This is a genomic window from Methylobrevis pamukkalensis (assembly GCF_001720135.1).
GTDB lineage: Bacteria > Pseudomonadota > Alphaproteobacteria > Rhizobiales > Pleomorphomonadaceae > Methylobrevis > Methylobrevis pamukkalensis.
Genome location: NZ_MCRJ01000008.1, coordinates 19,868 through 45,151, shown reverse-complemented (window position 1 = coordinate 45,151; position 25,284 = coordinate 19,868). Strand labels below are relative to the sequence as shown.

At 70.6% G+C, this 25,284-nt stretch carries 16 protein-coding genes and 1 pseudogene; 7 read left to right on the top strand and 10 right to left on the bottom strand.

Translation table 11 applies throughout. The annotated features are described in order from the left end of the window. The first annotated feature begins 62 nt into the window (after positions 1-62). On the top strand, positions 63-1,802 hold the full coding sequence (locus A6302_RS02650; RefSeq protein WP_069305742.1) for a sensor histidine kinase: 1,740 nt from the start codon (positions 63-65) through the stop codon (positions 1,800-1,802). Positions 1,803-1,825: 23 nt separating this feature from the next. On the opposite strand, the gene A6302_RS02645 is transcribed toward A6302_RS02650, so the two are convergent. Next, complete coding sequence (locus A6302_RS02645; protein ID WP_069305741.1) at positions 1,826-3,055, bottom strand: BaiN/RdsA family NAD(P)/FAD-dependent oxidoreductase; 1,230 nt, start codon at positions 3,053-3,055, stop codon at positions 1,826-1,828. 260 nt (positions 3,056-3,315) lie between these two features. On the opposite strand from A6302_RS02645, the gene ppa reads away from it, so the two are divergent. Together ppa and A6302_RS02635 are read left to right on the top strand one after the other, a co-directional pair. Beyond that, entirely contained in the window at positions 3,316-3,849 is a 534-nt protein-coding gene (ppa, locus tag A6302_RS02640) for an inorganic diphosphatase (protein WP_069305740.1), read from the top strand. A 207-nt stretch (positions 3,850-4,056) separates the two neighbouring features. Beyond that, positions 4,057-8,880, top strand: coding sequence for an NAD-glutamate dehydrogenase (locus A6302_RS02635; protein ID WP_069305739.1), 4,824 nt, complete (start codon positions 4,057-4,059; stop codon positions 8,878-8,880). Between the two features lie 31 nt (positions 8,881-8,911). On the opposite strand, the gene A6302_RS02630 is transcribed toward A6302_RS02635, so the two are convergent. From A6302_RS02630 to A6302_RS02615, 4 genes are all read right to left on the bottom strand, one after another. Next, entirely contained in the window at positions 8,912-10,009 is a 1,098-nt protein-coding gene (locus tag A6302_RS02630; RefSeq protein ID WP_069305738.1) for a 2Fe-2S iron-sulfur cluster-binding protein, read from the bottom strand. Positions 10,010-10,055: 46 nt separating this feature from the next. Further along, positions 10,056-10,844 carry a PepSY domain-containing protein gene (locus tag A6302_RS02625; RefSeq protein ID WP_280938806.1) on the bottom strand — a complete coding sequence of 263 codons (789 nt, stop codon included), beginning with the start codon at positions 10,842-10,844 and terminating at the stop codon, positions 10,056-10,058. 24 nt (positions 10,845-10,868) lie between these two features. Then, positions 10,869-13,091, bottom strand: coding sequence for a TonB-dependent receptor plug domain-containing protein (locus A6302_RS02620; protein ID WP_083255441.1), 2,223 nt, complete (start codon positions 13,089-13,091; stop codon positions 10,869-10,871). 158 nt (positions 13,092-13,249) lie between these two features. Then, positions 13,250-13,738 (bottom strand): organic hydroperoxide resistance protein, encoded by a 489-nt coding sequence (locus A6302_RS02615; protein WP_083255440.1) that lies wholly within the window; start codon positions 13,736-13,738, stop codon positions 13,250-13,252. A 201-nt stretch (positions 13,739-13,939) separates the two neighbouring features. Between A6302_RS02615 and A6302_RS02610 the strand changes: the two genes are divergently transcribed. Continuing rightward, positions 13,940-14,419, top strand: a complete 480-nt coding sequence (locus tag A6302_RS02610) for a MarR family winged helix-turn-helix transcriptional regulator (protein ID WP_069305735.1) — start codon at positions 13,940-13,942, stop codon at positions 14,417-14,419. Then, on the top strand, positions 14,412-15,842 hold the full coding sequence (locus A6302_RS02605; RefSeq protein WP_069305734.1) for an MFS transporter: 1,431 nt from the start codon (positions 14,412-14,414) through the stop codon (positions 15,840-15,842). The genes A6302_RS02610 and A6302_RS02605 overlap by 8 nt, the downstream gene beginning before the upstream one ends. 24 nt (positions 15,843-15,866) lie before the next feature. On the opposite strand, the gene A6302_RS02600 is transcribed toward A6302_RS02605, so the two are convergent. The 5 genes and pseudogenes from A6302_RS02600 to htpX form a co-directional block, all read right to left on the bottom strand. After that, positions 15,867-16,694, bottom strand: a complete 828-nt coding sequence (locus tag A6302_RS02600; RefSeq protein WP_069305733.1) for an SGNH/GDSL hydrolase family protein — start codon at positions 16,692-16,694, stop codon at positions 15,867-15,869. Positions 16,695-16,917: 223 nt separating this feature from the next. Further along, positions 16,918-18,519, bottom strand: a complete 1,602-nt coding sequence (gene purH, locus A6302_RS02595; protein ID WP_069305732.1) for a bifunctional phosphoribosylaminoimidazolecarboxamide formyltransferase/IMP cyclohydrolase — start codon at positions 18,517-18,519, stop codon at positions 16,918-16,920. Between the two features lie 118 nt (positions 18,520-18,637). Beyond that, positions 18,638-20,353 carry a heparinase II/III family protein gene (locus A6302_RS02590; protein WP_069305731.1) on the bottom strand — a complete coding sequence of 572 codons (1,716 nt, stop codon included), beginning with the start codon at positions 20,351-20,353 and terminating at the stop codon, positions 18,638-18,640. A gap of 321 nt (positions 20,354-20,674) precedes the next feature. Then, positions 20,675-22,029: pseudogene (locus tag A6302_RS02585) on the bottom strand (RsmB/NOP family class I SAM-dependent RNA methyltransferase). A 20-nt stretch (positions 22,030-22,049) separates the two neighbouring features. Continuing rightward, a complete protein-coding gene (gene htpX / locus A6302_RS02580) occupies positions 22,050-23,033 on the bottom strand; it encodes a zinc metalloprotease HtpX (RefSeq protein ID WP_069305755.1) in 984 nt (327 codons plus the stop codon). Positions 23,034-23,243: 210 nt separating this feature from the next. Between htpX and A6302_RS02575 the strand changes: the two genes are divergently transcribed. After that, the gene (locus A6302_RS02575) at positions 23,244-23,504 is read left to right on the top strand and encodes a DUF1674 domain-containing protein (protein WP_083255439.1); all 261 of its coding nucleotides are present in this window, start codon (positions 23,244-23,246) and stop codon (positions 23,502-23,504) included. A gap of 290 nt (positions 23,505-23,794) precedes the next feature. Beyond that, positions 23,795-25,120, top strand: coding sequence for a TadE/TadG family type IV pilus assembly protein (locus A6302_RS02570; protein ID WP_069305730.1), 1,326 nt, complete (start codon positions 23,795-23,797; stop codon positions 25,118-25,120). Positions 25,121-25,284 lie beyond the last annotated feature (164 nt).

The window sequence follows — 25,284 nt, the reverse complement described above, 5'->3', positions numbered from 1 at the left end:
CGCGGCACTGGCGCCGTCGGTACGTCCATCCACCCCCCTGTCTGCGGGACGACGAACGACGCATGCGCGCGCTGAAGACGGTTCTGATTCCGATGGCCCTCCTTGGGGTCGCCGTGGTGCTGGTCGCCGTGGTGATGATCGCCCAGTGGCAGCTGCTCGAGCGGCGACGCGCCCTTGTCGATCACTCGCAGACCGTGATCGCCCATGCCTCGCAGGTGATGCAGCTGACGCTGGCCGCCGAATCGGCCCAGCGCGGCTACATCCTCACCGGCGATCCGGTCTACCTCACGCCCTACGAGGAGGCGCGGCGGGACATGCCGCAGGTGATCGACGACCTGCGGGCCGAGGTGGCCGACAATCCGGAAGAAGCGGCAAGGGCCGGCCATCTTCTGGCGCTGTGGACCGCCAAGGTCGAGGAAATGGCCTCCACCATCGCGCGGGCCGACGACCGGGAGGCCGTCATCGAGATGGTGCAGGCCGGCGCGGGCAAGGCGATCACCAATACCATGCGCACCGAGGCCGACGCCCTGATCGCGGCGCGCACCTTCGAGCTCGACCGCCAGACCGGCGAGGTGGCGCGCAGCGAACTGTGGAGCCGCAGCACGATCCTTGCCGGCCTCGCCGCCGCCGCCGTCGGCCTGATCGCCTCGCTCGTCGTGCTCGGCCGGGCCAACGAGCGGCTGGAACGGGAAGCGGCGGGCCAGCGCGGCCTTGCCGAGGATCTCGCCCGCGCCCGCGACGAGCTGTCCCGGCGCTTCGGCACCACCAGTCTCGAACTCGCCGAGACGCTGCAGCGGCTGGAAGCGGCGCTGCGCGGCTCGCCGCTGGTGCTCACCAGCCAGGATCGCGACCTGCGCTACACCTTTGCCCGCAACTGGATCGCAGGCAGCCGGAATGACGGCGACCATGGCGGCGAGAGTGGCCCCGGGAGCGCCGACGACCCCGAGTTCCGGATCGTCGGCCTCGGCGACGCCGACATCCTGCCGGAGTCCGTCGCCGCACGGGTCACGGCGGTGAAGACGCAGGTGCTGCAGAGCGGCGAGCCGAAGGACGTCGAGGTCAATTTCGAGACCGGCGGGGTGATCCGCTGGCTCGATCTTCATGTGGAGCCGATCCGCGCCGACGACGGGTCGATCGCCGGCGTCACCTCCGTCGGCGTCGACGTGACCGAGCGGCGCCGCCGCGAGCAGCATGTCCGCTTGCTGATGCGCGAGCTGGCCCATCGCAGCAAGAACACGCTGGCCGTCGTGCAGGCGATGGCGCGCCAGACCGCGTCGAGCAGCGGCGACAAGGACGATTTCGTCGCCACCTTCGAACAGCGGCTCGGCGCGCTGGCCGCGGCCCATACCCTGCTCGCCAACGAAGGCTGGACCGGCGCCCGCCTGCACGATCTCGTCCGCTCGCAGCTCGGCCACCTGCTGGACCTCGTCGACCGCCAGATCTTCATTTCCGGCCCGGACCTGACCCTGCCGATCGAGATGATCCAGAACATCGGCCTCGCCCTGCACGAACTGTCGACCAACGCCTCGAAATACGGCGCGCTGTCGACCCCGGAGGGCCGCGTCGACGTCGTCTGGACCGTCACGCAGGTGCCCGGTCGCGCCGACCGGATCGAGATCGCCTGGACCGAGAACGGCGGCCCGCCGGTGACGCCGCCGACCCGCAAGGGCTTCGGCCGGATCGTCATCGAGCGCACCGTCGCCCGCGCGGTCGGCGGCGAGGTGGCGCTCGACTATGCCCCGGAGGGCCTGCGCTGGCGCCTGTCCTTCGACGCGCCCGCCGAGCCCGACGACGCGGGCTGACGCCGCCGTCCCCCGGCCGGCGATCAGGCTGAGACGGCGCGGCCGCGCCGCTGTTCGGCGATGGCAAGGCCCGCGCACCAGCCGCTCGACCAGGCCCACTGGAAATTGTAGCCGCCGAGCCAGCCGGTGACGTCGACCGCCTCGCCGATGACGTGCAGGCCCGGCACCGCCTTCGCCTCCATCGTCCGCGAGGAGAGATCCGCGGTGTCGACGCCGCCGAGCGTCACCTCGGCCTTGGCATAGCCCTCCGATCCGGCCGGCGTCAGGCGGAAGGCCGACAGCGCGCCGGCGACCGCGTCGATCGCCTTGTCGGAGAGGTTGGCCATGGTGCCGGCCGGCACCAGCGCGCGCCCGTCCGGTCCGCCCTCGGCGAGCGCCGCCGCAAGGCGCGCCGGCAGCAGTTCGCCGATCGCCGTGCGAAGTTCCGCCTTCGGCCGGCCCTTGCGCCGCTCGCGCAGGAAGGCGGCAAGGTCGAGGCCGGGGCAGAGGTCGAGCACGATTTCCCCTCCCTCGCGCCAGTAGGACGAGATCTGCAGGATCGCCGGCCCGGAGACGCCGCGGTGGGTGAAAAGGATGTTCTCGCGGAACTGCGTCCTGCCGAAGGTCGCGGTCGCGTCGACCGCGACGCCGGAGAGGTTCGCGGCGAAGGCGAGGGCCGAGCCGGACAGCGTCAGCGGCACCAGCGCCGGGCGGGGCGGCACGAGGCGCAGGCCGAACTGCCGGGCGACGTCATGCGAAAAGGCCGTTGCCCCCATCTTCGGGATCGCCGGGCCGCCGGTGGCCAGCACCAGCGCGGGCGCGTCGAAGCGTCCGCCGGAGGTGGTCACCTCGAAGCGGTCCGACCGGGAGATGCCGGTGACGGTGTGCGAGGTGCGGATGTCCACCCCGGCGGCGGTGGCCTCCGCTTCCAGCATCGCCACGATCTGCCGGGCCGAGCCGTCGCAGAACAGCTGCCCGAGGGTCTTCTCGTGCCAGGCGATGCCGTGCCGGTTCACCAGCGCCAGGAAATCGTGCTGGGTGTAGCGCTTCAGCGCCGAGGTGGCGAAATGCCGGTTCTGCGACAGGAAGCGGTCGGGCGCGATGTGGAGGTTGGTGAAGTTGCAGCGCCCGCCGCCCGAGATCAGGATCTTCGAGCCGATCTTCGGGGCGTGGTCGAGGACCACCACCCGGCAGCCGCGCTGCCCGGCGGCGATCGCGCACATCAGGCCGGCGGCGCCCGCCCCGAGAATCACCACGTCATGGTTGCCCGTCATCGCCCGCCTTCACCGCCGCCGCCTCGCATCGCTCGCCGCTGATAGCCCGTTTCGCACCGCCGATGAAGCCGGCGGGGGATCCGTTCATGCTGCACCGCACAATGGCGCTCTTGCGCAAGCCCGGCCATTGCGGCTAAAGACGGGGGCGCGCCGCCGGATCGCCGCTGCCGACACCCTGTCGGCCACGGACAGTCGCGCAGCCGCACGCGGGCGGCCCGGGGACAGGCCACCGCGCCACGAACGACTTCTGGAGACGTGACATGCGCATCGACGCCGTGCCGATCGGCAAGAATCCTCCGCACGACATCAACGTGATCATCGAGGTTCCGCTCGGCGGCGAGCCGATCAAGTACGAGATGGACAAGGACGCGGGGGCGATGTACGTCGACCGCTTCCTCTATACCTCGATGCGCTACCCGGGGAACTACGGCTTCGTGCCGCACACCCTGTCGGGCGACGGCGATCCGATCGACGTGGTGGTCTGCAACACCCGCGCGATCATCCCGGGCGCCATCATGAACTGCCGTCCGATCGGCGTGCTGATGATGGAAGACGAGGCCGGCATCGACGAGAAGATCATCGCCGTGCCCTCCTCCAAGCTGACCAAGCGCTACGACAAGGTCGCCAACCACACCGACCTGCCGGAGATCACGCTCAAGCAGATCGAGCATTTCTTCGAACACTACAAGGACCTCGAGCCCGGCAAGTGGGTCAAGGTCCTGCGCTGGGGCGACGCCGAGGAAGCGCGCCGGCTGATCGCCGAGGCGATCGACAGGGCCAGGGCCGCCGACTGACCGGTCCGCACCGCTGAGGTCTGCAGAAGGGTCCGCATCGCGGGCCCTTCTTGCGTTGCGGCTCTTTTCGCCCCTGGAATCGGCCGCTTCTCCCCGCACCGTCGCAACAATGCTACAACCGCGGTCCAAGAAGAGCGCGGGACCCGGCGCCCGGACAGCGACGGCGCCCGTTCACCCGCGCGACAACAACAGACGGGGAGACCGGACATGGTGCAGACGCTCGCGGCCGAGAAGGCAAGGCTGATCGCCGAAGTCGAAGACCAGCTTTCCGCAACGGAAGACGCCTCGCTCGGCTATCTCGCGGCCCGGCTGTTCACCCGCGGTGCCGCCGAGGATCTGGTGCGCTATGCCCCCGCCGATCTCTGCGCCATCGCCTTGGGCGTGCGCGACCACATGCGCCGCCGCCGCCCCGGCCAGCCGGCCGTGGCCGTGTTCGACCCCGCCCCGGAAGCGATTCCCGAGCCGGCGCGCGGCGTGACCGTGGTCGAGGTCGTCAACGACAACATGCCTTTCCTGGTCGACACGATCATCCTGGCGCTGCAGGACGCCGGCGCCGAGGTTGGCCTGCTGCTGCATCCGATCGTCGAGGTGGCCCGCGACGCCGACGGCGAGCTTGTCGCCCTCGGCGAGGGCGTGTCGGCCCGCCCCGGCGGCCTGCACGAGAGCGTCGTCCACATCCACGTCACCCGCCTGCCGGATGATGCCGCCCGCGACGCGCTCGCCGCGCGGCTGACCTCCGTGCTCGGCGAGATCCGCCGCGCCGTGGCCGACTGGCCGCGCATGCGCCGCCTGGTCGCCGAGGCCGTCACCGTCTACCGCTATTCGCCGCCGCCGCTCCCGCGCGCCGAGGTGGAGGAGGCGGTCGCCTTCCTCGAGTGGCTGAACGGCGACAACTTCGTCTTCCTCGGCCTGCGCGAATATCACGTCGAACTGACGGAAGGGTCCGAGCAGCGCATCGAGAAGCGGGACGAGACCGGCCTCGGCCTCCTCGCCGACCCCACCGTGCGCGTCCTGCGCCGCGGCCGCGAATTCGTGACCGTGACTCCCGAGATCCGCGACTTCATGATGAAGCCGGAGGCGCTGATCGTCACCAAGGCCAACGTCCGCTCGCGCATCCACCGCCGCGCCTATCTCGACTGCATCGGCATCAAGCGCTACACCGAGGACGGCCGCCTCGTCGGCGAGATCCGCATCGTCGGCCTGTTCTCGGCCACCGCCTACACCACCTCGCCGCGCCAGATCCCGTTCCTGCGCCGCAAGATCGCGGCGGTGATGGACCGGGCGGGCTTCGATCCGGAAAGCCATTCCGGCAAGGCGCTCGCCAACGTGCTGGAAAGCTACCCGCGCGACGAGCTGTTCCAGATCGACGCCGACCTCCTCCACGAATTCGCGCTGGCGATCCTCGGCCTCGAGGAACGGCCGCGGGTGCGGGTGCTCGCCCGGCCCGACCGCTTCGACCGCTTCGTCTCGCTGCTCGTCTATGTCCCGCGCGACCGCTACGACACCGATGTCCGCGTGCGGATCGGCGACTATTTCAAGACCGTCTACGGCGGCCGTGTCTCGGCCTTCTATCCGGGCTTCCCGGAGGGCAGCCTTGCCCGGGTCCACTTCATCATCGGCCGCGACGAGGGCGTGACGCCGGACGTGCGCCAGGCCGACCTCGAGGCCGCCGTCGCCGCCATCGTCCGCACCTGGAGCGACGACTTCCTCGACCTCCTGCGCGACCGCTACCCGCACGAGCGGGTGCTCAGCGGCTTCTCCACCTACGGTCATGCCTTCCCGGTCGGCTACCGCGCCTCCCATTCCCCGGCCACCGCCTTCGACGACATGACCCGGATCGACCGGCTCTCGGAGACGCGCCCGGTGGCCCTCACCTTCGGCCGCGAGGCGGGTGCTGCCCCCTCGCACTGCCGCTTCCGCCTGTTCCACCGCGGCGCGCCGATCCCCCTCACCCGGCGGGTGCCGGTGCTGGAGCATTTCGGCTTCGAGGTGATCGACGAGCAGACCTTCGTGATCACGCCGCGGGCCGCCGCCGAGGTGACGCTGCACGACATGACGCTGGCGCGCGCCGACGGCCGCCCGGTCGACCTCGACACGCTCGCCGAGCCGCTGCGCGCGCTGTTTTCCGCGGTCTGGGCCCAGAAGGCCGAGAGCGACGGGCTCAACGCCCTGACGATCCACGCCGGCCTGGGCTGGCGCGAGATCGCGATGCTGCGGGCGCTGTCGCGCTACCTGCAGCAGGCCCGGATCTCCTATTCGCAGCAGTACATGGCCGAGACCCTCGTCCGCCATCCGGAGATCACCCGCCTCCTCGTCGCCCTGTTCGCCGCCCGCTTCGATCCCCAGCTCGCCGACGACCGACGCGAGTCCCAGGAAGAGGTGCGGGCCGCGATCGAGACCGCGCTGGAACAGGTGACCAGCCTCGATGACGACACGATCCTGCGCCGCTTTGCCGGCCTGATCCTCGCCGCCACCCGCACCAGCTTCTACCAGGTGGAAACCGACGGGCAGCCGCGCGAGGTGATCGCGCTGAAGTTCGATCCCTCGAAGATCGACGATCTGCCCGCGCCGCGCCCCTACGCCGAGATCTGGGTCTACGGCACCCGCGTCGAGGGCGTGCACCTGCGCTTCGGCAAGGTGGCGCGCGGCGGCCTGCGCTGGTCGGACCGGCCCCAGGATTTCCGCACCGAGGTGCTCGGCCTCGTCAAGGCGCAGCAGGTCAAGAACGCGGTGATCGTGCCGGTCGGCGCCAAGGGCGGCTTCTTCCCCAAATGGCTCCCGGCCGGCGGCACGCGCGACGCGGTCTTCGCCGAGGGCACCGCCGCCTACCGGATCTTCGTCACGGCGATGCTCGACCTCACCGACAACATCGACGGCAGCACCATCGTGCCGCCGCTCGCCACCGTGCGCCATGACGGCGACGACCCCTACCTTGTGGTGGCCGCCGACAAGGGCACCGCGACCTTCTCCGACACCGCCAACGGCATCGCCGACGCCCACGGCTTCTGGCTGTCCGACGCGTTTGCCTCCGGCGGATCGGCCGGCTACGACCACAAGAAGATGGGCATCACCGCAAGGGGCGCCTGGGAAGCGGTCAAGCGCCACTTCCGCGAGATCGACACCGACATCCAGACGACGCCCTTCACCGTGGTCGGCGTCGGCGACATGTCCGGCGACGTGTTCGGCAACGGCATGCTGCTGTCACCGGCGATCCGGCTGATCGCGGCCTTCGACCACCGCGACATCTTCATCGATCCCGATCCGGACACCGCCCTGTCGCTCGCCGAGCGCCAGCGGCTGTTCGCCCTGCCCCGCTCCAGCTGGCAGGACTACGACAAGGCGCTGATCTCGAAGGGCGGCGGCGTCTTCCCGCGGGCCGCGAAATCCATCCGTCTCCCGCCGGAGGCGCAGGCCGCCCTCGGCTTCGGCCGCGAGACGGCCACCCCGGCCGAGGTGATGCGGGCAATCCTGCGCGCGCCGGCCGACCTGCTCTGGTTCGGCGGCATCGGCACCTATGTCCGCGGCCCCGGCGAGAGCGATGCGGAGGTCGGCGACCGCGCCAACGACCAGATCCGCATTCCCGCCTCGGACCTGCGCGTGAAGGTGGTCGGCGAGGGCGCCAACCTCGGCATGACCCAGCGCGCCCGCATCGCCTACGGCCTTGCCGGCGGCCGGGTGAATTCCGACGCCATCGACAATTCCGGCGGCGTCAACTCCTCCGACGTCGAGGTCAACATCAAGATCGCCCTGCGCCCGGCGGTGAAGGACGGGCGGCTCGACATCGCCGACCGCAACACGCTGCTCGCCTCGATGACCGACGATGTCGCGGCGCTGGTGCTGCGCAACAACTATCTCCAGACGCTGGCGATCTCGCTGACCCGCCGCCGCGGCTTCGAGGACTTCGGCTACCAGCGCCGGCTGATGCAGATTCTCGAACAGCGCCGCCTGCTCGACCGCGCCGTCGAGACCCTGCCCGACGACACGGCACTGGCCGAACGCGAGAAGGAGGGCCGTCCGCTGAGCCGGCCCGAGATCGCCGTGCTGCTCGCCTATGCCAAGATCGTGCTGTTCGACGACCTGCTCGGCACCGACCTGCCGCAGGATCCGTGGCTGAAGCACGACCTGTTCGGCTATTTCCCGCCGGCGATGCGGGAGGACTTCGCCGCCGACATCGAGGCGCACCGGCTGCAGCGCGAGATCGTCGCGACCCTGCTTGCCAACGCCATGATCAACCGCGGCGGGCCGACCTTCCTCGTGCGCATGGCCGACCAGACCGGCGCCGGCGTGGCCGAGATCACCCGCGCCTTCCTGATCGCCCGCGAGGCCTTCGAGCTGCGGAGCCTCGAGGATGCGATCGACGCCCTCGACGCGAAGATCGCCGGCGAGGTCCAGCTCGACCTCTATGCACGGGTGCAGGCCCTGCTGCTGGGCGCGACCACCTGGTTCATCCGCAACGTCGGCGACGGCTCCGACCTTTCCGCCGTCATCGAACGCTTCCGGCCGAGGATCGCCGAGATCCGCAATTCGGTGGACCTGTCCACCCTGCCGGCCACGGTGGACGAGGATCTCGCCGCCTCCCGCCAGCGGCTGGAGGCGGCCGGCGTGCCGGCGGATCTGGCCCGGCGCATCGCGCTCCTGCAGCTGGAGGCGCGCGCCACCGACGCGATCCTCGTCGCCGAGACCGCCGAACGGCCGCTGCAGGTAGCGACCGGGGCAATGGTCGAGAGCGGAATCTACTTCCGCATCGGCTCGATCGACGACATGGCGCGCCGGCTGGAGGTGCGCGACTACTACGACGGCCTTGCGCTGGACCGCGCCCGCCAGATGATCGCCGAGGCGCACCGGCGCATCGCCGCCGAGATCGCCGCGGCCAGCATCATCGCCCCCGACATCGAGGCGTGGATCCAGCCGCGCCGCGCCGCCGTGGAGCGCACCGTCGCCACCATCGGCGCGATCCTCGAAGGTGGAACCCCGACCGTCGCCCGCTTCACCGTGGTCGCCGGCCTGCTGTCGGACATCGCCGGCAGCTGAGAAGAGGTCGAGGCGGACCAGGCCGTCACGCTCACAGCGCCACGGTCGCGTCGCCGTCCGGCCGGACCCGGCAGGCCAGCACGCGGCCGCAGACCGGGCCGGCACCGTCCAGATCATGGACGGTGCCGGCCGTGATCTCGACGCGGCAATGGCCGCAGTCGCCGACCCGGCATTCGTAGGGCGGCGCGCAGCCGGCGCGGTCGAGGACGTCGAGCAGCGAGGTTGCCCGGCCGGGCGCAAGGCGGCGCGATCCGGACGCGGTGACGACCGTCAGTTCGCCGGCGACCTCGGCTTCCTCCGAGGCGGCAGCAAACTGTTCGTGCCGGATCCGTGCGCGCGGAAATCCCGCGGCGACCAGCCCCTCGACCAGCGCCGTCTCCATCGCCTTGCCGGTGCACAACAGCACGTCCGCGCCCGCCGGCAGGTCGCGCAGGATCGCCGCGGCGGTGAGCCGCTCGCGTCCGCCGGCCCAGTCGGCCGGCGCGTCACCGGTCAGGACCGGCCGGTAGCGGAACCAGCCGGTCGCCTGCTCCAGCGCGGCGAACTCGTCGTGGAAATAGAGGCTCGTCCGCGTGCGGGCGGTGAACCAGAGCACCGTCCGGCCCGCGCGCGGCCGGCGGCGCCGGGCCATCAGCATCGCCCGGAACGGCGTGATGCCGACGCCGGCGGCAACCAGCACCACCGGGCGGTCCGGATCGGTGTCAAGGAAGGACCCGCGCGGCCGCGACACCGTGAGCCGACATCCCTCGACCGCCCGGTCGATGAGAAAGCCCGATCCGGCGCCCCCCGTCTCGCGCTTGACCGTGACCTCCCAGGACAATGCCAGCCGGTCGTGACGCGATAGCGAGTAGGCCCGCCGGACGACGCGCCCCTCGACCGGCAGGTCGAACACGAGATGCTGGCCGGCGCGTGCGGCGGGCAGAGGGCGCCATTCCGAGACGAGCGAAAGCTGCACGGCATCGGCGCCGACGATCCTTCGCCGGCTTACGACCAGAGCCAGGGGCCGGTCGGCGACGGCCGCGCGCAGCCGGGCCGCCGTGTGCCGCAGCCCATCGAGCGACAGCGCCGCGGCCAGCAGCACCGGCAGCAGCATCAGGACGACGGCCACCGCGCCGGCAAGCGTCAGCATCGCGCCGTCTCATGCCCTGGGAAGCGAGGCGCCGGCCAGGGGCACGTCAGCCGGTGGCCGCATGCGCCCCGCTGCCAGCCGAGGCCAGCGCCTTGCGGCGCTCGGCGCGGCGCCAGATCACCACGCCCGACAGGGAGAGGAACAGCATGACCGCCCCGATCGCGTCGATCCAGATCCACTCGAGATCCTTGCCGAAGAAGAGCTTGCCGGTGTGGAGATCCATCACCAGCTTGTTGAGGGTATAGGCCGGCGCGCCATGCACGGCGGCATAGCCGGACAGCGCCTCGTCGGCGAGCGGCGAGGGCCGGAAGGTCGCCCCGCCGTCGTCCGAGCGCCAGAGTTGTTCCTTGGTAGCGGCGAAGATCGCCGCGCCCGAGGTCGACACCGACCAGACGTCGCCGGGCATCGCCTGCGTCCACAGCCCGTCGCGGCCGGCGCGCCAGAGACCAGTCTTGCCGGCCGCGAACACCGTTCCGTCAGCGGCGGCGAGATCGCGCACCTCCTCCTCGCCGATCGCGCCGACCTTCATCGGCACTCCGCCAGTGCCCTCGGCCACGAGGCCGTATTTCGTGCCGTAGTAGCGGGTGCCGTCGGCCGTTTCGAGGAAGGCCTTCAGTTCGAAGGCGGCAGGCGCGCCCTCGCCCGGGCCGGTGAGGGCGACGTTCTTGGTGCCGAGATCCTTGTCGTGGGCGATCAGGATCGCCGTGATCGAGACGATGACGATCGGCAGCGCCAGCGCGATGCTGAGCCACGCGTGCCAGGTCCTGAGTGTCATGTCGCCCTCCTTGAGGTCATGTCGCCGCGGTGTCCGCGCGGCCCGGCTACGTCCGCAGATCAGCCCGCCGGTTTGACCGGCAGGTCAGAACGATCCCTTGAGCCCGACGTAGACCGACCGGGCCCCTTCCTCCACCTCGACCGCGCCGTCCGCCTTGCGCTTCACCCGCTCGGTGCCGGTGAGATTTTCGGCAAGGGCAAACAGGGTGATCTGGTCGGTCAGGCGATAGTCGACCTCGGCATCGAGCGTGAGTTCGGCATCACGCACTTCGTCGCCATTGTCGCCGCTGGAGGTGATCTCCGACGTGAAGTTCAGCGCCAGCGCCGCCGACAGGCGCGCATCCGGATCGCTCCACACCAGCGCCACGTCACCCCAGAAGTCCGGCTGCTCCTTGAACGGGCGCTTCGTCCCGTCGTATTCGGTGAGCCGGCTTCTGGCGAAGGTCTGCGTCGAGGTGATCGAGAATCCCTCGAGGGCTTCGAGACCCAGCAGGCCGAGGCCGACGCGCTCTTCCAGGATCACGCCCGCCGTCCAGCCGTCGCCGACATTCTGCGACTGGTAGATCGGGTTGCCGTCGTCGTCCTCGTCGCCGGTCGCCACCTCCTCGATCCGGTCGGAAATCCACCGGTAGAAGACGCCGGCACCGAGATCGAGATGCGGCGACGTGTAGTCGAGATCGACGTCATAGGCCCAGCCGCGCTCCGGTTCGAGGTCCGGGTTGCCGATGGTGGTCCTGTCGCTGCCGCTCGTTTCCCATGGCACCAGCAGGTCGAACTTCGGCCGGGTCACGACCCGCGCGATGCCGCCGGACAGCGCCCAGTCCTCCGAGAACCTGACCTCGAAAGGAAGCGACGGCAGCAGGTCGATCGCGTCGCCGTCCGACGTCATGCCGGCGGCCGAGGTCGCCTCAAGGCTGGTCGCCTCGATGCGCAGGCCGGGCGTGATCTTCACGGCGCCGAAGAATTCGGTCTCGTTCTGGACGTAGCCGGCAATCGTGATTTCCTCGAGCGCATAGACATCCTTCTCGCCCGCCGCCTGCGGGATGCCGGCCTTGGCCTTGGTCTTCGCCTTGTCGCGGGTCTTGTATTTGGCGAGCAGGCCGGTCTTGAGGATGTTGTGGGCGCCGCCGGCCTCGAACGGCAAGGCCAGGTTGACCTCGCCCTGCAACAGGTCGTCGTTCTTCTCCTCCCATTCGGTCTCGAACTTGGAGGCCTCCTCGCTGCCGTCGGCCTTGTAGGTGGCCTTGTCCTTGTCCTTGTCCTCGCTGCCGGCATAGTAGGCGACGCGGGCATCCAGCGTCGCGCCCTCGAAGACGGAGAAGGCTTCGTCGAAGTCGTGGCGCACCGAGAAGGCGCCGCCGACGGTGCGCTTGGTCTTCGATTCCGCCTCGGTTTCCGAGCCGTTGAACGACCCGTCCGACTTGTATTTCGCCTTGGTCTTGTCCTTGTCCTCGACCTGGTTCAGCCATGTCGGCTTGAAGCGCACGGCCGTGTCGTCGGTCTGCCAGAGAAAGTCGCCGAGGAAATCGGTGGAGGTGACGTCCTTGACCTCGTCCTCGGTCTCGGCAAGCGTCACGCCGTCCTTGTCGGTCTTGGTCTTGGTCTTGATGTTCGGCACCTTGCTCCACGACACCGCGCCCTGCGCGCCGAAGGTCTCGTTCAGCATGCCGCCGGCGGTGAGCGAATGCCACTGCTGGATGTCGCCGCCCTCCGGCGCGCCGACCGCGCCCTGAACGGCGATCTCGCGCTCGCGCGGGATGTCGCGCAGCTTGATGTCGACCCGGCCGGCGATGCCGTCGGCCTCCATCTCCGCACGCCGGCTGCGGATCACCTCGACGCTCTCCACCAGCGACGACGACAGCCGGTCGAGGTTGAACTCGCGCTTCTCGCCGCCGTCGGGCAACTGGATGCCGTCGATGGTGGTGCGGGTGTATTCCTTGTCGAGGCCGAGCACGCGGGCGTCCTTGTCCTCGCCCGGACCGCCGCCGGTGAAAACGCCCGGCAGGCGCTTGATCACGTCCTGGACCCGGGCGCCGGTCGGCAGCCGGCCGAATTCGGCCCGGTCCATGGTCGCGCCCGGCAGGCCGTCACGCTCGGTGCCGAGCCCGATGCAGAGCGGCAGGTCCGTGTCCTGCCCGTTGGGACTGGCAACCTTCCGGCATTTCTGGCCCGACGCCGCATGCAGGATGATCGGATCGAGCAGCAACGTCTCGTCCGGCGAACCTGCTGGCGCCACGCCCTCCTGAGCACCCGCCATGGAACAGCCCATCGCGATCGCGATGAGCGACACCCCCGTCAAACGCATCATGATTCCCAGCCCCGAACGCGCCCTTTAATATGAGTTTTAGTGTCATGTTTAGATGATCACGTCAATCGGCCGGAGGGTGGACCGCACAAAAAGAAGGCGCCGCAATCCCGGTCCGGATCGCGGCGCCTCGCATGGTTCAAGGCCGATGGCCCCGACGATCAGACCGCCTTGACGGTGATCTCGATGTTGCCGCGGGTGGCGTTGGAATAGGGGCAGACCTGATGGGCGGCCTCGACCACCTCGTTGGCCTTTTCCAGCTCGATGCCCGGCACATGGGCTTCCAGATCGACCGCGATGTTGAAGCCGGGGCCGTCCTCGCGCTTGCCGAAGGCGACCGTGGCGGTGACCGTGGCGTCGTCGGGGATCTTGACGCCGTGCTTGCTGGCGACCGCCTTCATGGCGCCGAGGAAGCAGCCGGAATAGCCGGCGGCGAACAGCTGCTCGGGATTGGTGCCGCGGGCGCCGTCGCCGCCCATTTCCTTCGGCACGGTCAGCGTGACCTCGAGGACGCCGTCCTCGGACTTGGCGCTGCCCGAGCGGCCGCCGGTGGCGGTGGCTTGGTGCTGTAGAGTTTCTTGATCGTCATGTGATGTCTCCCTGTCGGCAATCGGTTCGGAGGATCTCGTCGGCTCCGTCGCTGGAACCATTTTCATTGTGTACAATTAAATTATGCGCTATGCAAGTCGTGCTGCTGACAATGTCGTGATCGCCAGGCGATTGGCGACCGGGCCGGAGCCGGTGTCTTGCACGCCACTCCCTGTGGCAACGCGCCGGCGGCGATATGGTTTCCGGCGGTGGCGGGAGTGGTCTATGGTCATGCTGCGGCGCGGCGCGCGATCGGAGGGGTGATGAGCGACACGACGAACACCCGGCGCCGGGCGCCGAACCTCGATCGCCAGCTCTGCTTTGCGACCTATTCGGCCTCGCGCGCCTTCACCCGCCTCTACCGCAGCCTGCTCGCCCCCCTGGGCCTGACCTATCCGCAGTATCTGGCGATGCTGGTGCTGTGGGAGGCGGACAATGTTCCGCTGAAGACCATCGGCGAGAAGCTGACGCTCGATTCCGGCACGCTGACGCCGCTGCTCAAGCGCCTCGAGGAGGCCGGACTCGTGACGCGGCGGCGCTCGGCCCATGACGAGCGGCAGGTGCTGATCGCGCTGACGCCGAAGGGCGACGGCCTGCGCGAGGCGGCAGCGGCGATCCCCCGGGAGATCGGCGCGGCGATCGGCCGGCCGCTGCCGGACATCCTCGCCCTGCATCAGGACCTGAAGGACCTCGAGGCGGCGCTGAACGCGGCGTCCGACAAGCGGGAGACGGTTCATGGATGAAGCGCCGCAGCCGTTCGAGAGCCCGGTGGCGCAGCCGAGGGTGCCACGGCCCGCAAGCCGGCGCGGCATCTTCGGCTGGATCATGTTCGATCCGGCCGCGCAGCCCTATTTCACGCTGATCACCACCTTCGTCTTCGCGCCCTATTTCGTGTCGGCGGTCGCCTCCGACCCGGTGCTGGGCCAGTCGCTCTGGGGCTATGCCACCGGCCTGGCCGGCCTTGCCATCGCCCTCACCTCGCCTTTTCTCGGCGCCGTCGCCGACGCCAGCGGCCGGCGCAAGCCGTGGATCGCGGTGTTCACGCTGATGACGATCCTCGCCTCGGCCGCCCTCTGGTTCGTGGAGCCGGGACGGCCCGACCTCGTGCCGCTGGCCCTGATCGCCTTCGCGATCGGCACCATCGGCGTCGAATACGCCTCCGTCTTCACCAATGCGATGATGCCGGACCTGGTGCCGCCCGAGCGGCTCGGCCGGCTGTCGGGCACCGGCTGGGCGGCGGGCTATGCCGGCGGCCTCGTCAGCCTCGCGCTGGTGCTCGGCCTGATGGCGGCTGATCCGGAGACCGGGCGGACGCTCTTCGGCCTCGAGCCGCTGTTCGGCCTCGACCCGGAAAGCCGGGCCGGCGACCGGGCAAGCGGGCCGCTGACCGCGATCTGGTTCGCGGCACTCGTGCTGCCGCTGTTCCTGTTCACCCCGGATGTGCCCAAGCGCATGGGCATCGGCGCCGCCTTCGTCGCCGGCCGCCGCCAGCTCGGCGAGACGCTGAAGACCCTGCCGAAGAACCGGCCGGTGTTCTTCTTCCTGCTTGCCAACATGATCTACACCGACGGCCTGATCGCGCTGTTCGCCTTCGGCGGCATCTATGCGGCCGGCACCTTCGGCTGGGGCACCATCGAGATCGGCATCTTCGGCATCCTGCTCACGCTCACCGGCACGGTCGGCGCCTTCGCCGGCGGCCGGCTCGACGACCGGATCGGCCCGCGCGCGGTGATCTGCGGCGCGCTGATGCTGCTGATGGGCGCGGCGATCGGCATTCTCTCGATCGGCGCCGACCACATGCTGTTCGTGGTCGAGGTGGCCGGTCCGCAGCCGGGCGACGGCCTGTTCGCCTCGCTGCCCGAGCGGCTCTACATCGGCCTCGGCATCGTGATCGGCGTGGCCGCCGGGCCGCTGCAGGCGGCCTCGCGCTCGATGCTGGTGCGGCTCGCGCCGCCCGGACAGGCGGCGCAGTTCTTCGGCCTGTTCGCCCTCACCGGCAAGATCACCAGCTTCATCGGTCCGACCATGGTCGGCCTCGCCACCATGCTGACCGGCAGCCAGCGCGCCGGCCTCGTGCCGCTGCTGGCCTTCTTCGCCATCGGCCTCCTGCTGCTGCGCGGCGTGCGGGTGCCCGCCGTCAGCGCGGCTACATCCCCGCGACCCTGATCCGCCGGGCAAGGCCCTCGGCGATCATCTGCGCGACGCAGGAATAGCCTGGTCGTTCATGTGGAAGTTGTCGCGGGCCAGCACCGGCCGGCGCACCGCCTCCGGCAGGCTCGCCCAGTGGCGCATCGCGTCGAAGCGGCGCACCACCGGCACGGCGCTCGTCGCCGCCATCCGGTCGATGCCGGCAACGAACTCGGCATAGCCGGTGTCGCCCACCACCTTCGGATAGAACTGCGGGTCCATCAGGATCGCGTCGATCCCGCGCGCCTTCAGCCAGTCGATCCCGGCCATCACCACCTCGCCCATCTTGTCGAGGGTGACGCCCTTGATCCGGTCGTTGGTGCCGAGCTGCCAGATCACCAGATCCGGCCGGTCCGCCTCGACCTCGGCCACGAGCCGCTTGATCGCCCCGGCCACCTTCTCGCCGTTGATGCCGCGGTTGATCACCTCCACCGCGATGTCCGGCAACCGCCGCTCCAGTTCCACCTCGAGCCTGGCCGGATAGGTTGTCGCCGGGCTGCTGGCGCCAAGGCCGCGGGTCGACGAGGAGCCGATCGCCAGAACCTTGAGCCGGCCGTCGTCCACCACGCGGCGGATCGCGCCATCGAGCCGGCCGTCGAGGGCGAGCAGCGGATCAGGCACCGGACAGGCCTCCGGCAGGGCCGCCGTGGCAACGCCGGAGAAAAGGGATTGCGGCGCGGCCGGCTCGACGGAGGCGAGTTCCGCGGGCGTCGCGCCGCGGCTGGCGGCGGGGGGCAGGGTCTGGGCGGCGGCGTCGAGCACGGCCGGCAGCATCAGGCATGCGGCCGCGGCAAGACGCAGCACCGATCGGGATACGATCCGTGTCGTCATGTCACCTTCGATATGTTCGTGATGCCCGAAGAGGGTGGGCAGCCCTTCGGCGTCCGTGCGCCGGCCGGCGCATCGCGCCGCTGCCCTTCAGAAAACAGCTTCCGGCGGCGATGGCAATGCCACCCGTGCCGCAATGCGGCATCGATCGCCGACCGTTGCAAAAAGGCCGCAACTTCAACGGGATGGACCCCGCCATCGTCCGCTCAGCGCGAACAACCGCGGCTCAATGGCGGAAATGGCGCATGCCGGTGAACACCATGGCAAGGCCCGCGGCGTCGGCCGCGGCGATCACCTCGTCGTCGCGCATCGAGCCGCCCGGCTGGATCACCGCCGTGGCCCCCGCCTCGACCGCCGCCTGAAGGCCGTCGGCAAAGGGGAAGAAGGCGTCGGAGGCGACCACGGCCCCGTCCGTCAGCCGGCCGGAAAGGCCGGCGGCCGCCGCCGCATCCTCGGCCTTGCGCGCGGCGATCCGCGAGGAATCGACCCGGCTCATCTGGCCGGCGCCGATGCCCACCGTCGCCCCGCCCTTCGCATAGACAATGGCGTTGGACTTCACGTGCTTGGCGACCCGGAAGGCGAACAGCAGGTCGGCGATCTCGGCCGCCGTCGGCGCCCGCTTCGTGACGACGCGCAGGTCGTCCGCGCCGATCCGCCCGAAGTCGCGCGACTGCACCAGCAGGCCGCCGGCGACCGAGCGCACGGCGAGCCCCGGCGTGGCCGGATCGGCGAGCCCGCCGGTGACGAGCAGCCGCAGGTTCTTCTTTCCCGCGATGATCGCCGCCGCCTCGTCGCTCGCCTCCGGGGCGATGATCACCTCGGTGAACACCTCGACGATCTTCGCGGCCGCCTCGGCGTCCAGCCGGCCGTTCAGCGCGACGATGCCGCCGAAGGCCGAGACCGGGTCGCAGGCGAGCGCCTTCTCGTAGGCCTCCAGCAGGCTGGCCCCGGTGCCGACGCCGCAGGGGTTGGCGTGCTTGATGATCGCCACCGCCGGCCGGTCCGCGCCGAATTCGGAGACGAGTTCGAAGGCGGCGTCGGTGTCGTTGATGTTGTTGTAGGAGAGCGCCTTGCCCTGGACCTGCCGGGCGGTGGCAACGCCGAAGCGCGGCTCGCCGGTGCGGTAGAAGCGGGCCGACTGGTGCGGGTTCTCGCCGTAGCGCAGCTCCTCCGCCAGCCGTCCGCCGACCGCGAAGAAGTCGCCGGGTTCGGCCGACAGTTCGCGCGCGAACCAGCCGGAGACCGCCGCGTCATAGGCCGCCGTGCGCGAAAACGCCTTGGCGGCGAGCCGGCGGCGCAGGTCGACGGTCGGGCCGCCGGCCGCGATCGCCTCGATCACCGCGCCATAGTCGGAGGGCTCGACCACGACGGTGACATAGCCGTGGTTCTTGGCGGCGGCTCGGATCATCGCCGGCCCGCCGATGTCGATGTTCTCCACCGTCTCCTCGGCCGGGGCGCCGCGCGCCACCGTCGCCTCGAACGGGTAGAGATTGACGCAGAGGATATCGATGCCCTCGATGCCGTGGGTCGCCATCGCCTCGGCATGGGACGGCTCGCCGCGCACGGCCAGGAGGCCGCCGTGGATCTTCGGGTGCAGGGTCTTCACCCGCCCGTCCATGATTTCGGGAAAGCCGGTGACGGACGCGACCTCGACGACCGGCACGCCCGCCGCCTCCAGCTCCGCCTTCGAGCCGCCGGTGGTAAGGATCTCGACGCCGGCGCCGTGCAGCGCCCGGGCAAACTCGACCATTCCGGCCTTGTCGGACACCGAGATCAGCGCCCGCTTCGGCTGGATGCGGTCGGGAGGCGTGACGGTCGAGACTTTCATGGCGCAGGTCCGCGGATCGGGGATCGGAAGCTGGCGCGCCGATAGCACGAAACCTGCGGGGAATGAACCGTTATCGCGCGGTTGCCCGGAAGAGGGGGGCCCGGGCGCGGGCCGCCGTTCAGCGCGCCCGGCGGACCGGCGCGCGGCCCGCCGCCTCGCGCTGCATCGACCAGGTGATCTCCGGGGCCTCGGCAACCCGGCCGGCCAGCACGATCTGCTGGCTGCGGCGCCGGCCGTGGACGGCCGAGAGATAGACCGATTCCGCCAGCTCCGGTTCCACATCGGCGGAGGCAAAGCTCCAGGCCTCGCCGTCGGGGGCCAGCATCAGGATCGCGCCGCCCTCGGTGCGGCTGGCACGGATGGCGGGGTGGAGATGGAAGCGGATCGCGAAGGCGCGCCGGCCGGCGGTCTCCGCCTTTCCGTCGAGCCGGTCGACGCCGAGGATCTGCTCGCCGTCGGCCGACAGCGTCAGCGAGCGGCGATGAACGAGGCCGAAGCGCGCCAGATAGCCGTCGTGGCTGCCGGTGACGGCGATGTCGTTGTGACGCTCCAGCCGTTCCGACGTCACCTCGCGCGGCCCGGCCAGCACCGTGGTGCCGGCGAGCCTGCGCAGCCGCGGCGAGGCGACGAAGCGCAGCGAGGACGTGTCCTCCACCGTCAGCGTCGAATGGGCGGCGGTGTGGCGCGCGGCCTCCGACCAGAGATCGGGGCCTTCCGCGCCGCCGCAGTTGACGATGAACCGGCTGGCGCCGGCGCTCATCTCGAAGGCGAGGCAGCCGGCGTGGGCGCCGCCGTCGAAGCCGCGCGGCGGCGGGGCGCCCATGTCGACGATCAGCGTGGTGCGGCCGCAGTCGAGCCGCTGGTAGCCCGAATGGCTGGCGTTGGCGACCGGACGGCCGCGGGCGTCGTCATGGGCGAGCACGGCGGCGAGCGTGTCCACCGGCGTCGTGCCCATGCCGTTGAAGCGGGCGAACTCGCCGTTGCGATGCCGGAAGAAGCGCAGCATCGGCATCATCCGGTCGATGGCCCCCAGCAGCGCCGCCGACGGCGCGACGCCGCGCGCGGTGTAGGCCTGACGCAGCGGCAGAAGGTCGACGAGCAGGTCGAGGATCACCTGCGGATTGCGGCTGACATGGCCGCCATCGGGCAGGATCTGCGCCAGAAGCTCGGCGTCGAGCTTCTGGGTGGCGAGCCGCACCAGCCGGGTCTGGCCGTCGAGCGCGATCGCCGCCTCGGCAATCGCGATCAGGCAGATCAGCGTCGGATAGCCCTCCTGCGTGCGCTTGAGCCCGCGGCGCAGCAGGCGGATGTGGCGGACGACGGATTTCAGGAAGCGGCGGTAGAAGGCGCGGTCGGCGTCCTCGAGGATCAGCGGCGACTGGGTGACGAAGGCGAGCAGGCGCCGCGCCGTCACCTCCGGCTCCAGCGCGATCGCCGGGGCGCGGGCCTCCTGGGCGATCCAGTCGGAAACGAGCGCCCGGGCGTTGGACCGGGTCAGCGCGCCGTCCGCGGCTTTCAGATGACGCAGCCACGCGAAGGAATGGAGCTGCCGCGCCCAGTCGTCGGAGGGGGACGGCATGTCGAAGGGCGACCGGCCGCCGGTTTCCACCAGCTTGCCGCCGAAGGCGAACAGGCCGGCATAGATGTCGGCGGCGCGGGTCGGGTCGGAGGTGCGGATGTCCTGCGGCGCGATGACGAGGCGCTCGGGCAGCGCGCCCGGCCAGCGCCAGCGCAGGAACGGGCCATCCTCCACCGACGCGACCAGCCGACGGGTCGATCGGGCAAGCGCGCGCCCGAGGAGGCGCGTCGTCGCGGTCACGCCCTCCCATGCCATGCGCTCACCCTTTCCTGAGGTCGGACCGCCACCACGGCGGACGCCGCCCTTCGCCGACGGCCCGCGCGACGCCATGGCGCCGATCCGGTCGTGCATGGGTTGGGTTGCGCGCTGCAACGGCCGAGCCTTCCGATCGAGAACGCCGGCCTCGGCAACCGAATCGTTGCAGGCCGGGCTTTCACCCGTCCCAGTTGGCCAGAAAGCTGGTTACCAACTGGTTTCCGGAACCGGAAAAATCCGCCGGGTCATCCGACGAGCCGGGCGGCCTCCCCCGCAGCGATCCCGGTGGCAACGGGCGCGGATTCTTCACGCCCGCCTCCCTCACAGCCGGCGCAGCCGGGCGATGAAGAAGCCGTCGAGGCCGGCCAGCCGCGGGTCGGCGTTGGGCAGCATCGACGGCAGCGTGCGCACGTCGCCCTCGGCGGTGACCGCGTCGGCCAGGCCGCCGATCTCGGCCGGATCGACGGGCACCCGCTCGACCGGCAGGCCGTCGGCGAGCACGCGGCGGATCTGCGCCTCGCCCTCCTCCGGCTCGAGCGAGCAGGTGCAGTAGACCAGCAGCCCGCCCGGCTTCACGAGATCGATCGCCCGCTCCAGCATCCGGCGCTGCTGCGCCGCCAGCTCGGCGATGTCGCCCTCGCCCTTGAGGAAGGCGACGTCCGGATGGCGGCGGATCGTCCCGGTCGCCGAACAGGGCGCGTCGAGCAGCACCGCGTCGAACGGGCCGCCGGCATAGGTCGCCACATCCGCGGTCACCACCTCGGCCTCGAGACCGAGGCGGGCGAGATTGCGCGACAGCCGCTCCAGACGCCGCGCCGAATGATCGACGGCGGTGACCCGCGCGCCGCCGGCCGCCAGCATCGCGGTCTTGCCGCCGGGGGCCGCGCAGAGATCGGCGACGGTGAGGCCCGTCACGTCGCCGAGCAGCCGCGGCGGCAGGCAGGCGGCCGCGTCCTGCACCCACCACGCGCCCTCCGCGTAGCCGGGCAAGGCCTCCACGGAGCCGGCGGAGACGAGACGCAGCGAGCCGGTCGCAGCGTGAGGCCGCCGAGCTGCTCGCGGAACGCCCCGCCGTCGTCCCGCAGCGACAGGTCGAGGCTGGGTTCGGTGAGATGACCCGTGGCGATCGCCCGGGCGGTCTCGCGGCCATAGGCGCGGCTCCAGCGGGCAAACAGCCAGTCCGGCGCGTTGAGCACCGCCTCGTCCTGGTCGGCAAGAATCGCGTCGCGCTCGCGCGTCAGCCGCCGCAGCACGGCGTTGGTCAGGCCCTTCCACTTCAGCGTGTCGGGCTGGCGGCCGGCATGGTCGACGGCAAGGCCGACGGCGGCATGGTCCGGAATGTCCATGAACAGCACCTGCGCCGCGCCGACGGCGAGGATCGCGCGCAGCGCCGCCGCCTTCTGCGGCAGCGGCCGGTCGATCAGCCGGCCGAGCGCGTCGGCGATCTGGCCGTGTCGGCGCAGGGTGACCCCGACGATCGCCCGCACCAGCGCGCGGTCCTTGACCTCGAGCGCCTCGAAGCGGGCCGCCAGCGGCCCGTCGTCGAGCAGGCCGTCGAGCAGCCGCCCCTGGAAGACGCCGCCGACGAGGTCGGCGGCCAGCAGACGGGCCGCGCCGCCGGGCGGCAGCGCGGGCGGGCGGGGCGATCGGTCCCGCCGGGATGTGACAGTGGTCATGAGATGCTTGGCTCCGGCGGTCAGCCCCAGGGACCGCCCCGATTACGAGGTCCGCGCGACCACGGACCACCGCGCGTCCGGCCTGCCCCCGGCACGGAGCCGCCCGGGTAGCGGCCCGGCGCGGTCTCCGCGCGGGCCGCTGCGGGGCGGCCCATCTCCCGGGCTAGGTCGGAGAGCGCGGCGATGCGGTTTTCGGTCGCCGGGTGGGTGGAAAAGAGATTGTCCATCCGCGCGCCCGACAGCGGATTGATGATGAACATGTGCGCCGAGGCGGGATTGGCCTCGGCGGAGCGGTTCTCGACACGGGCAACGCCGCCGGAGATCCGCTGCAGCGCCGAGGCGAGCGCCATCGGATCGCCGCAGATCTCGGCGCCCGCGCGGTCGGCGGAATATTCCCGGGTGCGCGAGATCGCCATCTGCACCAGCGCGGCCGCCAGCGGCGCGACGATCACCGCCAGCAGGATGCCGACGATGCCGAGCCCGTTGCCATTGCCGTTGCTGTCGCGGTTGCCGCCGAAGAACAGGCCGAAGTTGGCGAGCATCGACACCGCGCCGGCGATCGTCGCGGTCACCGTCATGGTCAGCGTGTCGTAATGCTTGATGTGGGCGAGCTCGTGGGCCATCACGCCGGCGATCTCGTCGCGGCTGAGCATCTGCAGCAGGCCGGTCGTCGCCGCCACGGCGGCATTTTCCGGATTGCGGCCGGTGGCAAACGCGTTCGGCTGCGGGTTCTCCATGATGTAGACCCGCGGCATCGGCATCTGCGCCCGCCGGGCGAGGTCCTCGACGAGGCCGTAGTATTCGGGTGCGGAGCGGCGGTCGACCTCGCGGGCGCCGTGCATCCTCAGCACCATCTTGTCGGCGTTCCAGTAGCTGAAGATGTTCATCGCGGCGGCGACCGCGAACGCGATCATCATGCCGCTCCTGCCGCCGATCAGGAAGCCGACGCCCATGAACAGCGCCGTCATCGCGGCGAGGAGCATGCCCGTCTTCAGGATATTCATGACCGTTGTGAACCTCTGCATGGACCGCGGAACCGACCGTCTCAGGCGTTGAAGCCGGGCCTGTCGGCGGCGCGCGGATTTTGCTCTATATGATGGGGATGCTGCCGGCCAGCCGCAAGCATCGGTTCCCTTGATGGAACAGGGCGGGGGCAGCCAGCGGCGACGGGCCCTGCACGGGCCGATCGAGAACGGAACGGAGCGAGGCCGGACATGACCGACAGCAACCCCGATATCGCCACCGACCCGGCCACCGAAGCCATCCGTACTGACACCGCAACCGGGAACGCCGCCCCCGCGCGTGATCCGGCCACCCTGCCCCCGGCCGCGCGCCGGGCGCTGGCCGAGGCCGAGCAGCGCCGGGCCGAGGCCGCGGCGGCCCCGAAGCTGCCGCGCGAGATCGCCGGCCGCGGCGGCGCCGAGCCGGCCCGCTACGGCGACTGGGAGGTCAAGGGCATCGCCGTCGACTTCTGACGCCGATGTCGACGCTGGCGCGCAGCGCGCGAAGGCCGGCAACGGCGTGTCAATCCGGAACGGCCCCGGCCGCCCGTGCGCCCGCGACGGGGGAAAGGAGTGCCTCGGCGGACACCCTGTCGTTAACGACCGGTAAACGGCCGCAGGCGCGGCACCCTCTGCGTTAAGCACATGGCCGGGCTCGATTCTTTTCTGCCAGCAACTTGGCAGCAGGCCGCCCGGCCCGATCTGCCGGACCGCGCGGACGGCACGACTTCTGCGAAGGATCCCGGTCAGGAGACACCTGTCTCATGACGGAGATCGAAATGGCACGCAGGCTCACCCCCAACGCACCGGCGCAGTTTGCCCAGGACACCCGCGGCTCGGTCGCGATGCTGTTTTCCTTCTCGCTGCTGGCGATCCTGCTGGCAGTGGGCGCGGCGGTCGACTACGGCCACGCCACGAAGATCCGCGGCCAGATGCTCGGCGCCCTCGACAGCGCCGCCCTGATCGCCGCCAAGCAGATCTCCATGGGCGAGACCGACACGGCAAGGATCAACGCGCTGGCCCGCGCCCAGTATGACGCGAACTTCCGGGTCTCCAAGGATTCCGAGGTCGAGACCACGTCCTTCGTGGTGGTGCCGGACTTCGACGAGAGCACCGTGTCGGTGACCTCCGAGATCGAGGTGCCGACCTTCTTCATGGCCCTGGCCGGCCTGAACGATCTTCCCGTCTCCTCCACCGCGACCGCCGCGATCGACGGAACCCGGGTCGAGGTGGCGATGATGATCGACCTCACCGGGTCGATGGGCGACTGGGCCTCGGGCAGTTCGCAGCCGAAGGTCAAGGATCTGGAGAAGGCCTCGAAGTCGCTGGTGGAGACGCTGCTGCCGGCCGGCACCGACGTCAATGGCAAGGTCCGGATCGCGATCGCCCCGTTCAGCGAGGGCGTCAATCCCGGCAGCTACCTCACCGCCGTCTCGGGCGTCGCAAAGCCCGACACCAAATGCGTGGTCGAGCGCACCGGCACGGCCGCGGCGAGCGATGCGGCCCCGGCCGACGCGCCGGTGCCGCTGGCGCCGGTCAAGAAGATGGACGGCAGCTTCTACTGCCTGTCGCGCACGATCCAGCCGCTGACCGACGATCGCACGACCCTGATCTCCGCGCTGACCTCGCTGCCGACCGGCGGCTACACCGCCGGCCACATCGGCTCGGCCTGGGCGCAGTATCTGCTGTCGCCGAAGTGGGCGAGCCTGTTTCCCGCCGACAACCGCCCGTCCGCCTACGGCAGCGACGTCCAGAAGATCGCGATCCTGATGACCGACGGCCTCTACAACACCTACTACGACATCTCCACCACGAAGAACTACAAGACCGCCGTGCACAACCAGGCGAGCGCCTCGGCCAGCGCCGCCACCGCGATCTGCAGCGCGATGAAGGCGAATGGTGTCGTCGTCTACACGATCGGCTTCGACCTGACCGGGGCGAGCGGCGAGAGCGCCAAGAAGACCCTCAAGGCCTGCGCCTCGACGGTGGACGGCGAACTCGCCTTCTTCGACGCCGCCAACGGCGCCGAACTCCTCGCCGCCTACGGCGAGATCGCCAACCAGATCCTCAATCTGCGTCTCTCGTCCTGAGATCTCCGGCGCGGACAGGGACAGGACGGGGCGCGCGCCGGTGATCGGCGCGCGCCCTTTCTTGTTGAGCGCTGATCGCAGGCCTGGCGGCAGGTCGTGTCGTCGTGACGCGTCATACCCCGGGAATGAAGCGACAAGGACATCCATCCCTGCGCCCGGCCTTG